We start from the raw sequence: 14,202 nt of genomic DNA, 5'->3' as shown, positions 1-14,202 counted from the left end.
CATCGTGGTCCTGGGCGACCACACGACACGGACGCTCTCGGAAACGTTCCGCCGCACCCTCGCCACGACCGGCCTGCCGCCCGTCACCCCGCGCGATCTGCGCCTCGTCGCCGCGACGCTCACGCACGAGCCTCAGAACGAGGCAGCGCCCGACCCGACCGAAGTCGGCTCGGGCGCTGCGACATCGTCCGCTCACCCATGCTCAGAGGCGGAGCAGTCGTTGGGTGACCTCCCGGTACTGCCTCAACGCGAGGTGGAGTTCGGCGGACTGCGTTTCGGGATCGTGGTCCTGCCAGCCCGCGCGGAGGGTACGCCGCTGTTCGCCGAGGGCGGCCATGAGCTGAGCTGTGGCTTCGTCGAAGGCGCCCTCGGCCTCCTCCAGTGACTGAAGCGGGGTGTCGGGGAAGGTGTTGAGGGCCCGTCCGAGACGCTGGGCGATCCTGTCACGCTCGGCCGACGGGAACAGCGGTGCCGGGCCGGGGCCGCGGCTTCCCGCGACGCCGCGGGGCTGGTCTGCGGGCTGTCGGGCGCGATTCTGGTCGTACATCATCAAGTGCCGCTTCCTGTGCGTCGTGCCGGATTTCCGGAGCGGCATGACATTGCGCCATGCCGCCAGTCGACGTCCGGCGCCGACCCGTGTTAACGCGATGCCAGTGAGTCCACCAGACCACATTCCTTCCACAGCACGCCACGAAGGCATAGCCATGCCGTCGCTGATCACCGGTCATCGCTCCGCAGGTACGTCCTGCCAGGCGTCCTGGACACTGGCGTACCGCGGGAACCGCTTCAGCAGGTCCGCGGCCCGGAACACCAGATTCGACGCCCGCCGGGTGTGGACCACGCGCACCCATCCGCTCCGCCCGCGGCAGTCGCGCCACGCCGCGCACAAGGGGTCCAGGACACTGCCGTCCATGAACGTCACATCGCTCAGGTCGACGATCAGAAACAGTCGGCCGGTGCCGTGGCGGGCGTCCTCCAGGTCACGCGCGAAGGCCGGTGTGGTCGTCAGGTCCAGTTCGCCCCCGACCCGGACCACGCGGCACTGGTCGAACAGATCGGGGTACGGGCCCATGTGTGCCCATCTCCTCTGTCGCTGAGGTGGCTCTTGCCTTGCGCAGGGCTCTGTTGCGCGGAAGGGGACTTCACGCAGAGGGCCGGGGTCACGTGCAGCCGTACGACCAACCTACTGCCGGCAGGGAGGAAGCGGGCCGTTTCTCCAGGTATTGACGGATTGTCATAGACGCCCACCGATGTCGACCAGGTCAGCCGCCGGACCGGGCCTGTTGGGGAGCGGACCACCTCTCCCACTACGCCCGGGCCCGCCCGGTGCCCCGGGAGGCAGGCACCGGAGGTCCGCTGTCCCGCGACAGGGTCAGCACGCAAGGAGCGCCCCGTCCGGGCAGCCCGAGCAACTCTCCGCGGTTCAGCCAACCCCACGACTCGTAAGCGGCTTGTCCGGCCAGGTCGGCCGGGTGCAGCAGGGCGACCCCGAGGGCGGCGTGCCGATCGGCCAGCAGACGCTGCTGCAGGCGGCGGCCGATGTCGCGGTGTTGGCCCTGGTGCTGAGCCACGACCTGAGTGAGGAGCAGGAACCCGGTACCGCCGGCGAGCCGCCCGATGCACTCCTGCAGCCCTCGCTCGGAGCAGCCCTCGGGGCTCACCGGAAATCCGAAGCTGCATCCCACCAGCACCGTCGTCTCGGCGAGCAGCAACGCGAAGCCGGGCCGTCGCGCGCTGACGGCAAGCCGCCACAGGAAGTCGACCCGCTCTCGGTGCGCCTGTCCCGAGGAGCCGGCGACGGTTGCCACGGCCAAGTCGGCGATTTCTTCTCTCATCCCCTCTGCCTGCCAGCGGTTCAGCCGGCGCAGACGAATCCCGTCCTTGAGCACCGGCACTTCCGCGCGGCCGCCGGACGCGCGTGTCCCTCCGGCCGACCCGACCGACGCGGATGTGTCCAGCAGGCCATGGAGCAGTGCGGGTGGCACCGCATGGGCCGGGGCCGCGAGGAGCAGGGGAGCGGAGCCGGTGGCTGCGAGGAGCCGGGTGATCTGCGCGCACGGATGGTGTAGCCACAGCGCGGCGTGCACCCGCTCGGCACGGCGTGACGCCGTCAGGAACACGTCCAGGCCCTTGGCGTCGCAGGAGCCGACGGTGGTGAGATCGACGTCGATGACGGTCATGCCGTCACGCAAGCACTGCTCCAGCGCGGCCCGTAGCAGGGGCGCCGTGGCCGGCCCCACCTCACCCAGCAGCGTGACCAGGGCTCGCTCCCCCTTGTCACGCCGGTGGATGTCCAGCCGCCGCACAGCCATCACCCCGCCCCTCGGCAGGGATTCACAACGACCTCGGCAGGGTGCGGAGTTGCAGTGATCGCGGCGTACATGATGCCGACCCGTCTCCGCACCGTCCGCTCGGGCGGCCCGGGGTTCGTCTCGCGCCGAGGACGCCCCGGCAAGACAGCCGGAATGCGCGATGCCCTCGGTACCTCCACGGTACGCCGCCGACGGTCTCGACCCGCAGTCTCGGACGGGCTCATCGAAACCGGGCGCACCGCCTGCCGAACGGCTCATGGAGACGTCCGCGGCAAAGGGCCCACTCGTGGGCCGAAAACGAAGCAGCGCCCGAGCCAACTTAAGTCGCCTCAGGCGCTGCGCAGCAGGTCAGAGGGGCTACCCCCCGTCACCCGCACCGTAGGCCCTGTGGGACTCGAACCCACAACCAATGGATTAAAAGTCCACTGCTCTGCCAATTGAGCTAAGGGCCCAGGCGATGTTGCCACCCCGAGCATAGCCGCACGTGGCCGTGGATCCGATCGGGTATCGGGGTCACGGCCACGTCAGCGGTGGCGGAGGGCCGCGGGAGGAGCTCTTCGCGGAACCCGCGCGCCGCAGTGCTACGGATCCACCGGTTCGGGCGCCCCCGCACGGGCCGCGTCCCGGGCGATCGTGCGCTCGTGGTCGGGGTTGAGGAACCAGTGCCGGGCCGACGCCAGCCACCAGGTCGCGGCAAAGCCGAGGACGACCAGGACGGCGACCGGGGCGTAGTTGAAGGTCTCCCAGGTCACCGGGGACACCTGCGGCAGCATGAACAGCACCGTGATCACACCGACCCACGTCACCGCGACCACCCCGACGACCCCCGACCAGCGCCCCAGGTGCCACGGCCCGCGCTCGAAGGCGTCCCCCATGCGCAGCCGCAGCAGCGTCGGGATGACGTACGCGATGTAGAGGCCGATCACCGCGATCGAGGTCACCGCCGCGTACGCCGTGACGTTGATCAGATACGGCAGCCCGAGCACCAGCGCCCCGCCCGCCGCCAGCCACACCGCCGCCACCGGCGTCCGGGTGCGGGGGCTGACGGTGTGCCACACGTGCGAGAAGGGCAGGGCACCGTCGCGCGAAAAGGCGTAGATCATACGGCTGTTGGCCGTCACGGACGCCATCCCGCAGAACAACTGCGCCCCGATGACGACCAGCAGAAGCAGCTTGCCCGCCGTCGCCCCCAGCGCGTCGAGCAGGATCTGCGCGGGCGGCGCGCCGGTCGGGGACGTGAGGGCCCCCTCGTACGACTGGATCGCGAAGGTGAAGCCCAGCAGGAGAACGAAACCCGCTATCCACGACGTCCAGATCGACTGCACGATCCCCTTCGGGCCCGCTGTCGACGCGTCGTGCGTCTCCTCCGTCATATGGGCCGAGGCGTCGTACCCGGTGAAGGTGTACTGCGCCATCAGCAGACCCACCAGGACGACGTACACCCCGCTGCCCCAGCCGGTGTTGTTCACGAACTCGCCGAACACGAAGGACGCCGACTGGTGCTCGTCCGGTACGAAGGTCAGCGCTCCGACGATCACCGCGACGCCCAGCACGTGCCACCACACGCTGATGCTGTTGAGGAGGGCGACGATGCGCACGCCGAAGGTGTTGAGGAGGCCGTGCAGGACGAGGATGCCCGCGAAGAGCAGGATCGTGCGGCCCGGGGTCACCTCGAAGCCGAACTGAAGGTTCAGATACGCGCCCAGGAACGACGCCGCCCCGAAGTCGATGCCGGCGGTCACCGCCACCTGGCCCAGCACGTTGAACCAGCCCGTGAACCACGCCCAGGCGGCGGCCGTACGCGGCGGCGCGAGCCGGTGCGCCCAGAAGTACAGGCCCGCCGACGTCGGATACGCCGAGCAGATCTCGGCCATGGCGAGGCCGACAAAGAGGGTCATCAGGCCCACGGCCACCCAGCCCCAGGTGATCACCGCCGGACCGCCCGTGTTCATGCCGAACAGGTAGAGCGTCAGACAGCCCGACAGCACCGAGATGATCGTGAAGGAGACCGCGTAGTTGGAGAACGCCGACATGCGGCGGGCGAGAACCTGCGTGTAGCCGAGCTGGGCCAGCCGCTCTTCGTCCGAGACCTTCCCGGAGGACCGCCCGCTCGCTATGGCGTCATCTGTCATGTCCCCTGCGATTCCCTCGCCGGGGGCATGACACACGTCACATCTTGGCTAGAAGAGGCCCTTGCAGCTCCGCGGTGCAACGCGAAGGGCCCGTACGAACGAGTCGTACGGGCCCTTCCATGCTCACTCAGCGAGCCTCACACGGCGTCAGCCGATGCGGCAGGCTCAGCCGTTGCGCTTCCAGCGCGGCTTGTCCTCGCGGCGTCCGAAGGACGAACCGCCGGTGCCACGGTGGTCGTCACGACGGCCGTACGGCCGCTCGTGGCCGCCGGAGCGGAAGCCCGGGCGGTCGTCGCGGTTGAAGGGACGGTCGCTGCCACGGTGACCGCCACGCTCGTCACGCCGCTCGAAGGAACGCCCGGCGGCCGGCCGGTCGTCCCGACGGAAGCCGCCACGGTCGTTGTCACGGCGCTCGAACGGACGGCTGCCACGGTCACGGTCGAAAGAACGGCCGCCACGGTCGCCCCCACGGTCACCGCGGTCGTCACGACGGAAGCCGCCACGGTCGCCGTCCCGGCGCTCGAAGGAACGGCCGCCACGGTCACGGTCGAAAGAACGGCCGCCACGGTCGCCCCCACGGTCACCGCGGTCGTCACGACGGAAGCCGCCACGGTCGCCGTCCCGGTCCCGACGCTCGAAGCCACGGTCGCCGCCGCGGTCACGGTCGCGGTTGAACCCACCACGGTCGTTGTCACGGCGCTCGAAGGAACGGCCGCCACGGTCACGGTCGAAGGAACGGTCACGGTCGCGGTTGAACCCGCCCCGGTCGTCCCGCCGCTCACGACGCTCGTACGGCGCCGAAGCCTCCGTACGCTCGGCCCGGTCGACGTCCTGCGCCGCCGGCTGCTCCGGCACGACCGCCTCGACGGCCTCGGCCGCCGCGGCCTGCGCCTCGGCCACCGCAGCCTCGGGGTCCTCACCGCGCTCGCGCGCCGCGCGGGCGACGAGCCGGTCGGACTCCTCACGCAGCTCGACGGCACGCCGCTGCGCCCGCTCCAGCTGCTTGGTGAGCTGGGCGACGTCACGCTCGGCCTGCTGAGCGGCGTTGCCCGCCGACTCCGCCTGCACCTCGGTCATCGAACGGGCGCCGGTGATCTCGGCGACCTCCGGGTCGAAGGCGGCACCGCCCTGGATGATGTGGCGCGAGGCGTCGACGCCCGCGTCCTCCATCAGCCGGAAGATCTGACGCCGCTGGTGCGGCAGGGAGAGGGAGACGACCGAACCGGTCCGCCCCGCACGCGCCGTACGGCCCGCGCGGTGCAGGTAGTCCTTGTGGTCACCGGCCGGGTCCACGTTCAGCACGAGGTCGATGCCGTCGACGTGGATACCGCGCGCGGCGACATCCGTGGCGACGAGGACGTTGACGTAACCGTCCTTGAAGTCGGCCAGCGTCCGGGTGCGCGCACCCTGCGTCATACCGCCGTGCAGCGCGTCCGCCTTCGCACCGGCGTCGCGCAGCTGCTCGGCGACACGGTCGGCGCCCAGCTGGGTGCGGACGAAGATGATGGTGCGGCCCTTGCGGGAGGCGATCGCGGCGGTGACCGGCGCCTTGTCCTTGGGCTTCACGATCAGGATGTGGTGCGACATGGTCGTCACGGCACCCTGCGCGGCGTCGACCTCGTGCAGGACCGGGTCCTTCAGGTACCGGTCGACGAGGGTCTTGATCTCGTTCTCCATGGTCGCGGAGAAGAGCATGCGCTGACCGCCGGCCGGGACCTGGTCGAGCAGCTCGGTGACCTCGGGCAGGAAGCCCAGGTCGGACATCTGGTCGGCCTCGTCGAGAACGGCGACCTCGACGTCCTGCAGCGAGCAGGCGCCGCGGTTGATGATGTCGCGCAGGCGGCCGGGGGTGGCCACCAGCACGTCCACGCCGCGCTCCAGGGCGTAGATCTGGTTCCCCATCGACGTACCGCCGCAGACGACCTTCATCTTCAGGCCGAGCTGGTCGCCGTACGGCTGGAGAGCGTCCGCGACCTGCATCGCGAGCTCACGGGTCGGGGTGAGGATGACGGCGCGCGGACGGTGCTTCTCGGTGCGGCCGCCGGAGAGGCGGGCCAGCGCCGGGAGACCGAACGACAGGGTCTTGCCGGAGCCGGTGCGACCGCGGCCCAGGATGTCCTTGCCGGCCAGGGCGTCCGGGATGGTCGCGGCCTGGATCGGGAAGGGGGTGGTCACGCCGTTCTGCGCAAGCTTGCGCACGACGCCCTCGGGGAGACCGAGGTCCGCGAAGGTGGCCTCGGGGGCCTCCTCGACGACCGCGTTCTCAGCGTCCTCGGGCATGACGACGTGATCAGTACTGGAAATGGACATGCGTATGCGAAACCTTCCGGAGTCTCGTCGGCACGCGCCCGTCAACTCCGTGATTCGCAATCGACCGCCTCAATGCGGTCCGCCACGGCAAGGGAGAGTACGCGCCACACGGCGCGCTCTGCAGTGGCGCCGGGCAAATGGGATCAAACGATCTACCACCATACGCACCCCCGGCCCCCCAGCGCAAACCAGCCGTCAACCCTGTAGGCAACGTCACTCGCCCCGGCCCTAGGCACCCTCACGTGCCCTGCCCCCTCGACCCCCGCAGGCCCTACCTCACGCCGGCGCCCCCGCAGCCGGCGCCGGCTCCCGCTGAGCCAACTGCGGCCCCGTCTCCTCATGCGCCGACGACGACGGCTCGGCCACGGTGGGCGTAGGCGTGACGGACGTCGGCTGCTCCGTCGGCGTCGGTTCCGGATCCGCCGGCCGGGTGGGCGTCGGCTCGGCCGTACGCGTGGGACCCGGCTTCTCGCTCTGCCCCGGCTTCACCGGCGGCCTGTCCCCGGCAGGAGCGGACGCACTCGCATCCGCGGACGGCGAGGCCGACGGAGAACCCGACTCAGCGCCCTTGTCCGCGTCCTTTCCCTTGCCCTTCCCCTTCGCCCGCTTGCCGTCATCCGCATGCGCCCCGAACCCGGACCCGCCCCCCGACACCGCCGCACCCCCGTCGGGCGCCTCACCACCCCGCTCCCCCGCCGAATGCGACGGCTCGGCACCCCCGCCACCACCGTCGTCACCCACACTCATACAGCCGGCGGCAGCGGCGACGGCCATCACCGTGGCAGCCAGACGGACAGGTACGTACAAGGGGCGCACGGGAGCCACCTCCAGGGGCGGGCGAAGAAGTCAACGTGCCCAACTCCCGCCGCCCACAAGAGGACACGCGCCCGCACCACTGCGACACAACCCCGGCACCGAAAGACCCCGGAGCCGCCTCACCCGTACCCGAGCGCATGCAATCGCTCGTCGTCGATCCCGAAGTGATGCGCGATCTCATGCACCACCGTCACCTCCGTCTCGGCCACGACCTCCTCCCGCGACTCACACATCCGCAGCGTCGGTCCCCGGTAGATCGTGATCCGGTCCGGCAGCACCCCGGCGTACCACTCCCCGCGATCGGTCAGCGGAGTCCCCTCGTACAACCCGAGCAGCTCGGGATCGTCCGCCGGCGGCTCGTCCTCGACGAACACCGCGACGTTGTCCATCAGCCGCGTCAACTCCGGCGGAATCCGGTCCAGCGCCTCGGCGACCGTTTCCTCGAACTCCTCGCGCGTCATCTCCAGCACACGCCCATTGTCAGGCACGAACCAGCCAAGAAGGAGCCGCCAACGGCCCCGCATATCCACCACGGCACTTGGGCATACGGGACCAATGGCCCGCGTCCCCGCCGCGTTCAGGAAAGCTGTCGGACCCCTCCCCAGGGCCCCGCGCGCCCTCGCCCGCCGCTACGCCACCCGCCGCCCGGGCCCCACCCCGGAACTCGTCACCCAGCCCCACCCGTGGACCCGCGCCGTCGGCCTGGTCGTCGTCGTCCTCATCGGCACCTGGCTCGGCCTGCTGATCGTCGGCAACGTCCGCGCCCCCGTCGGCCCCATGAACACGACGATGACCCTGCGCCCCTCCCTCACCGGCGGCACAAAGATCAACGTCTCCCCCCTCGGCGCCCTCCAACTCGACAGCCACATCGCCCCGGTCCGCCTGGACGTCAACGTCGACCAACTCGACCCCGTCCGCTCCCAGGCCCTCGTGGACCACCCCGAACGCCTCTCCGGCCTCCAGGACGAAGTCACCCAGGACGTCACCCACGGCACCGTCGACCTGGCCCTGCGCAGCTGCGTCGCCGTCGTCACCGGCGCCACCGCCCTCGGCCTCGCCGTCTACCGCCGCCCCCGCCGCGCCCTCGCCGCCGGCGGCCTCGCCCTCACCCTCCTGGCCGCCTCCGGCGGCACGGCGTACGCCACCTGGAAACCGGAGTCGGTCCTGGAACCGAAGTTCTCAGGGCTGCTCTCCTCCGCCCCGTCCCTGGTCGGCAACGCCCGCAGCATCGTCACCGAATTCGACGTCTACCAAAAGGAGTTGGCCCGCCTGGTCACGAACGTGACCAAGCTCTACGACGCCACCTCCACGCTCCCCGCCTACGCGCCGGACCCCACCACCATCCGCGTCCTGCACGTCTCCGACATCCACCTCAACCCGGCGAGCTGGAAGATCATCGGCTCGCTCGTCGACCAGTACAAGGTCAACGTCATCGTCGACTCCGGCGACACCATGGACCACGGCACCGCCGCCGAGAACGGCTTCCTCGACCCCATCGAGGACCTCGGCGCCCCCTACGTCTGGGTCCGCGGCAACCACGACTCCCGCCTCACGCAGCGCTACCTCGAAGACCTCAAGAACGTCCACGTCCTCGACGAAGGCAAGGCGAAGACCGTCGCCGGCCTGCGCTTCGCCGGCACGGGCGACCCCCAGTTCACCCCCGACCGCTCCCAGGTCCCCGGCGGCGACGCCGCCAACGAACTGGCGGGCGCCCGCCTGGCCACCTCCCTGCGCGACCAGAAGACCGCCGGCACCCCCGTCGACGTCGCCGTCGCGCACGAACCCGTGGCCGCCCGCCAGACCGACGGCGAGGTCCCCCTCGCCCTGGCCGGCCACATCCACCACCAGGAAACGGAGCTCCTCCCCTACGGCACCCGCCTGCGTATCGAAGGCTCCACCGGCGGCAGCGGCCTGCGCGCCATCGAGGGCAAGCACCCCGACCCCATCCAGACCTCGATCCTCTACTTCGACCGCCAGACCCGCCGCCTGCAAGCCTGGGACGAGATCGAACTCGGCGGCCTCGGCCTCACCACCGCGGAGGTGAGGCGCCACCTGGTGGAGGAGAACCAACCGGGCGCCACCGAATCCACGACGACGTCCCCCACGTCCCCCACCCCCACCCCGTAAACCGTTTTGGCGATACCTCCCGCCATCCCATATGCTTCTCACGTCCCCGACGCGCTGAGAAGCGCCCAGGCGGGCCGATAGCCCTCATCGTCTAGCGGCCTAGGACGCCGCCCTTTCAAGGCGGTAGCACGGGTTCGAATCCCGTTGGGGGCACGCAGTACGGTGTGCGACACTGTCGTACGCATCGCATGGTCCTGTGGAGCAGTTTGGAGTGCTCGCCACCCTGTCAAGGTGGAGGCCGCGGGTTCAAATCCCGTCAGGACCGCTGTGAGGCTTCGCAAGAGCCCTCACGGCTGGGTAGCTCAGTTGGTACGAGCGATCGCCTGAAAAGCGATAGGTCGCCGGTTCGACCCCGGCCCCAGCCACCACAGAAAGCCCTCGCCGATCACTCGGCGGGGGCTTTCGCACGTCCTGCCCCAACCGCCGCCGGGCGCCGCGGACAAAAGCGTTCGCCACGGATTTCGGTGGGATGAGATCCTGGACCGCGTATGTCTACGCACCCCGCCCCCGCCCTGGGCGCCCTCGCCCCCCGTCTGACCGAGTTGTCCCTGCGTGATGCGCAGCGGCTCGGGCGGCGGCTCGAAGGTGCGCGCAAGATTCGTAAGCCGGAGGCACGGGCCGCCGTGCTCGCCGAGATCGAGGCGGAGATCGCCAAGGGCGAGGAGCGGATCGCCGGCCGGCGGGCCCGGGTGCCCGCGGTCACGTATCCCGAGCAGCTGCCGGTCAGCCAGAAGAAGGACGACATCGCGGCCGCCATCCGCGATCACCAGGTCGTGATCGTCGCCGGTGAGACGGGGTCCGGCAAGACCACGCAGATCCCCAAGATCTGCATGGAGCTGGGGCGTGGCGTCCGCGGCATGATCGGGCACACCCAGCCCCGCCGTATCGCCGCCCGGACCGTCGCGGAGCGTGTGGCCGAGGAGCTCGACACGCCGCTCGGCGAGGCCGTCGGCTGGAAGGTGCGGTTCACCGACCAGGTGAGCCCGGAGGCGACCTTCCTCAAGCTCATGACGGACGGCATCCTGCTGGCCGAGATCCAGACCGACCGCGAGTTGCGCGCCTACGACACGATCATCATCGACGAGGCCCACGAGCGGTCCCTGAACATCGACTTCCTGCTCGGCTATCTGGCCCAGTTGCTGCCGAAGCGGCCGGATCTGAAGGTCGTCATCACCTCGGCCACCATCGATCCGGAGCGGTTCTCCCGGCACTTCGGTGACGCGCCGATCATCGAGGTCAGCGGCCGGACGTATCCGGTGGAGGTGCGCTATCGGCCGCTCCTGGAGGAGGACTCCGAGGACGCCGACCGCGACCAGATCACCGCGGTCACGGACGCGGTGGAAGAGCTGATGGGGGAGGGGAAGGGCGACATCCTCGTCTTTCTCTCCGGGGAGCGGGAGATCCGGGACACGGCGGACGCGCTCACCAAGAAGCAGTACCGCTTCACGGAGATCCTGCCGCTCTATGCCCGGCTCTCCCATGCCGAGCAGCACCGCGTCTTCCAGCCCCACACCGGCCGCAGGATCGTTCTGGCGACCAACGTCGCGGAGACGTCGCTGACCGTTCCGGGCATCAAGTACGTCATCGACCCCGGCTTCGCCCGGATCAGCCGGTACAGCCATCGCACGAAGGTGCAGCGGCTGCCCATCGAGCCGGTCTCGCAGGCCAGCGCCAACCAGCGCAAGGGCCGCTGCGGCCGGACGAGCGACGGTATCTGCGTCCGGCTGTACTCCGAGGACGACTTCGTCGCCCGCCCGGAGTTCACGGACGCGGAGATCCTCCGTACGAATCTGGCGTCCGTCATCCTGCAGATGACCGCGGCCGGCCTGGGCGACATCGAGAAGTTCCCGTTCATCGATCCGCCGGACCACCGCAACATCCGCGACGGCGTGCAGCTCCTGCAGGAGCTCGGTGCGCTGGATCCGGCGCAGAAGGACGCACGCAAGCGGCTCACGGACACCGGCCGCAAGCTCGCTCAGCTGCCCGTCGACCCGCGGCTGGCCCGGATGGTCCTGGAGGCCGACAAGAACGGCTGTGTCCGCGAGGTCATGGTCATAGCGGCGGCGCTGTCCATCCAGGATCCGCGCGAGCGCCCGGCCGACAAGCAGACCCAGGCCGACCAGCAGCACGCCCGCTTCCGGGACGAGACGAGCGACTTCCTCGCGTATCTGAACCTGTGGCGTTACGTCCGTGAACAGCAGCGCGAGCGGGGCTCGTCGTCGTTCCGGCGGATGTGCAAGCAGGAGTACCTGAACTTCCTGCGCATTCGCGAATGGCAGGACATCTACACGCAGCTGCGTACCGTCGCCAAGCAGATGGGCATCCACCTCAACGAGGACGACGCCCCCGCCGACCGCGTGCATGTCTCCCTCCTCGCCGGCCTGCTGTCGCACGTCGGCATGAAGGACGTGAAGGACGGCGCGAAGAACGAGTATCTGGGCGCCCGCAGCGCCAAGTTCGCGGTCTTCCCCGGCTCGGCCCTGTTCAAGAAGCCCCCGCGATTCGTGATGTCCGCCGAGCTCGTGGAGACCTCGCGCCTCTGGGCCCGCGTCAACGCGAAGATCGAGCCCGAGTGGGTCGAGCCGCTGGCGGAGCATCTGCTCAAGCGCACGTACTCGGAGCCGCACTGGGAGAAGGACCAGGCCGCGGTGATGGCGTACGAGAAGGTCACGCTGTACGGCGTCCCGATCATCGCCCAGCGCAAGGTCAACTACGGCCGTATCGACCCGGAGACCAGCCGGGAGCTGTTCATCCGCAACGCCCTGGTCGAGGGCGACTGGCGCACACACCACAAGTTCTTCGCCGACAACCGCAAACTCCTCAGCGAGGTCGAGGAGTTGGAGCACCGGGCGCGGCGCCGGGACATCGTCGTGGACGACGACACGCTGTTCGACTTCTACGACCAGCGGGTGCCCGACCATGTGGTCTCCGGTGCCCACTTCGACTCCTGGTGGAAGCACAAGCGGCACGAGGAGCCGGAGTACCTGGACTTCGAGCGGGCGATGCTCATCCGGGAGTCGGCCGAGGCGGTCACGAAGGCCGACTATCCCGACGCGTGGCGGCAGGGGCAGCTGAAGTTCCGTGTCACGTACCAGTTCGAGCCGGGCGCGGACGCGGACGGCGTGACGGTCCACGTCCCGCTCCAGGTCCTCAACCAGGTCACGGACGAGGGCTTCGACTGGCAGATCCCGGGACTGCGGGAGGAGCTGGTGACGGAGCTGATCCGCTCCCTCCCGAAGCCGATCCGCCGCCACTACGTACCGGCGCCGAACTTCGCGAAGCGCTTCCTGGATGCGGCGGTGCCGCTGCAGGAGCCGCTGACGGTGACCATGGCGCGCGAGCTGAAGCGCATGGTCGGAGTTCCCTTCACCGCCGACGACTTCGACTGGTCGAAGGTCCCCGACCATCTGCGCATCACGTTCCGGATCATCGACGAGCGGCGCCGAAAGCTGGCGGAGGACAAGGACCTGGAGACCCTCAGGCTCCGTCTGAAGCCGAAGGCGCGGCAGGCCCTCTCGCAGGCCGCGGCGGCCACCGCCTCCCGCCAGGGCGGTGAGTCCCTGGAACGCAAGGGACTGACCGACTGGACCATCGGCACGCTGACCCGTGTCTTCGAGACCCGCCGCGCCGGCCAGCCGGTCAAGGCGTACCCGGCGCTGGTGGATGACGGCGACACGGTCTCGGTCCGGCTCTTCGACACGGAGGAGGAGCAGGCGGAGGCGATGTGGAAGGGCACCCGCCGCCTGATCGTGCGCAACATTCCGGTCAACCCGGCGAAGTTCGCGTCCGAGAAGCTGACGAACGCCGCGAAGCTGGCCCTGTCCGCCAACCCCCACGGCTCGATCCAGGCTCTCTTCGACGACTGCGCCATGGCGGCGGCGGACAAGCTGATCGGTGACTTCGGGGGGCCGGTGTGGGACGAGGAGTCGTACCGGAAGCTGTACGACAAGGTGCGCGCCGAGATCGTCGACACGACGGTCCGTGCGGTGGGCCAGGTGCAGCAGGTGCTGGCCGCCTGGCAGGCCGCCGAGCGCCGTCTGAAGGCCGTACGCAGTCCTGTCCTGCTGGCGAACCTCACGGACGTCCGCAAGCAGCTGGACGCCCTGGTGAAGCCCGGTTTCGTGACGCAGGCGGGGCTGCGCCGCCTGCCTGACCTCATGCGGTACCTGATCGCGGTGGACCGCCGTCTCCAGCAGATGCCGACGAACGTCCAGCGCGACACGACGCGTATGGAGAAGGTCCACGAGATGCAGGACGAGTACGCCTGGCTGCTGGAGCAGATGCCGCAGGGCCGTCCGGTCCCTTCGCAGGTGCTGGACGTCCGCTGGATGCTGGAGGAGCTCCGCGTCAGCTACTTCGCGCACGCGCTCGGAACGGCGTACCCGATCTCGGACAAGCGGATCGTGAAGGCGATCGACGCGCTGGCGCCGTAACGGCCCGCGTACGCAGGGTGAGTTCGACCAGTGGGCTCACCCTCCTGTACAGTCTCTTCTCGCAGCGCAACG

The 14,202-nt window shown here is 69.8% G+C and carries 9 protein-coding genes and 4 tRNA genes; 5 read left to right on the top strand and 8 right to left on the bottom strand.

The annotated features are described in order from the left end of the window. Positions 1-202 precede the first annotated feature (202 nt). The 8 genes from OG331_RS26655 to OG331_RS26620 all read right to left on the bottom strand — a co-directional run bounded on the left by OG331_RS26655 (position 203) and on the right by OG331_RS26620 (position 8,040). Positions 203-550, bottom strand: coding sequence for a hypothetical protein (locus tag OG331_RS26655; RefSeq protein ID WP_406210289.1), 348 nt, complete (start codon positions 548-550; stop codon positions 203-205). A gap of 174 nt (positions 551-724) precedes the next feature. Next, positions 725-1,072: an STAS domain-containing protein gene (locus OG331_RS26650; protein ID WP_406200582.1), complete on the bottom strand. Its 348-nt coding sequence runs from the start codon at positions 1,070-1,072 to the stop codon at positions 725-727. A 235-nt stretch (positions 1,073-1,307) separates the two neighbouring features. Next, a complete protein-coding gene (locus tag OG331_RS26645; protein ID WP_406200580.1) occupies positions 1,308-2,312 on the bottom strand; it encodes an STAS domain-containing protein in 1,005 nt (334 codons plus the stop codon). Positions 2,313-2,691: 379 nt separating this feature from the next. Continuing rightward, positions 2,692-2,764: transfer RNA gene (locus OG331_RS26640), tRNA-Lys, on the bottom strand. Between the two features lie 129 nt (positions 2,765-2,893). Beyond that, positions 2,894-4,444: an amino acid permease gene (locus tag OG331_RS26635; RefSeq protein WP_406200578.1), complete on the bottom strand. Its 1,551-nt coding sequence runs from the start codon at positions 4,442-4,444 to the stop codon at positions 2,894-2,896. Positions 4,445-4,609: 165 nt separating this feature from the next. Then, positions 4,610-6,754: a DEAD/DEAH box helicase gene (locus tag OG331_RS26630; protein WP_406200576.1), complete on the bottom strand. Its 2,145-nt coding sequence runs from the start codon at positions 6,752-6,754 to the stop codon at positions 4,610-4,612. Positions 6,755-7,030: 276 nt separating this feature from the next. Further along, positions 7,031-7,570 (bottom strand): hypothetical protein, encoded by a 540-nt coding sequence (locus OG331_RS26625; RefSeq protein ID WP_406200574.1) that lies wholly within the window; start codon positions 7,568-7,570, stop codon positions 7,031-7,033. A gap of 119 nt (positions 7,571-7,689) precedes the next feature. Beyond that, positions 7,690-8,040, bottom strand: coding sequence for a metallopeptidase family protein (locus OG331_RS26620; protein ID WP_406200572.1), 351 nt, complete (start codon positions 8,038-8,040; stop codon positions 7,690-7,692). 85 nt (positions 8,041-8,125) lie between these two features. Here OG331_RS26620 and OG331_RS26615 point away from each other — a divergent pair, with 85 nt between their 5' ends. The 5 genes from OG331_RS26615 to hrpA all read left to right on the top strand — a co-directional run bounded on the left by OG331_RS26615 (position 8,126) and on the right by hrpA (position 14,130). Then, positions 8,126-9,697: a metallophosphoesterase gene (locus tag OG331_RS26615; RefSeq protein ID WP_406200569.1), complete on the top strand. Its 1,572-nt coding sequence runs from the start codon at positions 8,126-8,128 to the stop codon at positions 9,695-9,697. Between the two features lie 80 nt (positions 9,698-9,777). Next, positions 9,778-9,850: transfer RNA gene (locus tag OG331_RS26610), tRNA-Glu, on the top strand. A gap of 37 nt (positions 9,851-9,887) precedes the next feature. Continuing rightward, positions 9,888-9,962, top strand: a tRNA-Asp gene (locus OG331_RS26605). 26 nt (positions 9,963-9,988) lie between these two features. Further along, positions 9,989-10,065: transfer RNA gene (locus OG331_RS26600), tRNA-Phe, on the top strand. 120 nt (positions 10,066-10,185) lie between these two features. After that, positions 10,186-14,130: an ATP-dependent RNA helicase HrpA gene (gene hrpA / locus OG331_RS26595; protein ID WP_406200566.1), complete on the top strand. Its 3,945-nt coding sequence runs from the start codon at positions 10,186-10,188 to the stop codon at positions 14,128-14,130. Positions 14,131-14,202: the final 72 nt, after the last annotated feature.

This window comes from Streptomyces sp. NBC_01017, from assembly GCF_045162795.1.
GTDB classification, from domain to species: domain Bacteria; phylum Actinomycetota; class Actinomycetes; order Streptomycetales; family Streptomycetaceae; genus Streptomyces; species Streptomyces machairae.
Note: the sequence above shows the minus strand (reverse complement) of the source record. Positions and strands in the feature narration are given on the sequence as shown.

What these genes read in the sequence shown, in the direction of transcription:
- OG331_RS26655 (WP_406210289.1), bottom strand. Translation starts at nt 550, where the DNA reads ATGATGTACGACCAGAATCGCGCCCGACAGCCCGCAGACCAGCCCCGC.
- OG331_RS26650 (WP_406200582.1), bottom strand. Translation starts at nt 1,072, where the DNA reads ATGGGCCCGTACCCCGATCTGTTCGACCAGTGCCGCGTGGTCCGGGTC.
- OG331_RS26645 (WP_406200580.1), bottom strand. Translation starts at nt 2,312, where the DNA reads ATGGCTGTGCGGCGGCTGGACATCCACCGGCGTGACAAGGGGGAGCGA.
- OG331_RS26635 (WP_406200578.1), bottom strand. Translation starts at nt 4,444, where the DNA reads ATGACAGATGACGCCATAGCGAGCGGGCGGTCCTCCGGGAAGGTCTCG.
- OG331_RS26630 (WP_406200576.1), bottom strand. Translation starts at nt 6,754, where the DNA reads ATGTCCATTTCCAGTACTGATCACGTCGTCATGCCCGAGGACGCTGAG.
- OG331_RS26615 (WP_406200569.1), top strand. Translation starts at nt 8,126, where the DNA reads ATGGCCCGCGTCCCCGCCGCGTTCAGGAAAGCTGTCGGACCCCTCCCC.
- hrpA (WP_406200566.1), top strand. Translation starts at nt 10,186, where the DNA reads ATGTCTACGCACCCCGCCCCCGCCCTGGGCGCCCTCGCCCCCCGTCTG.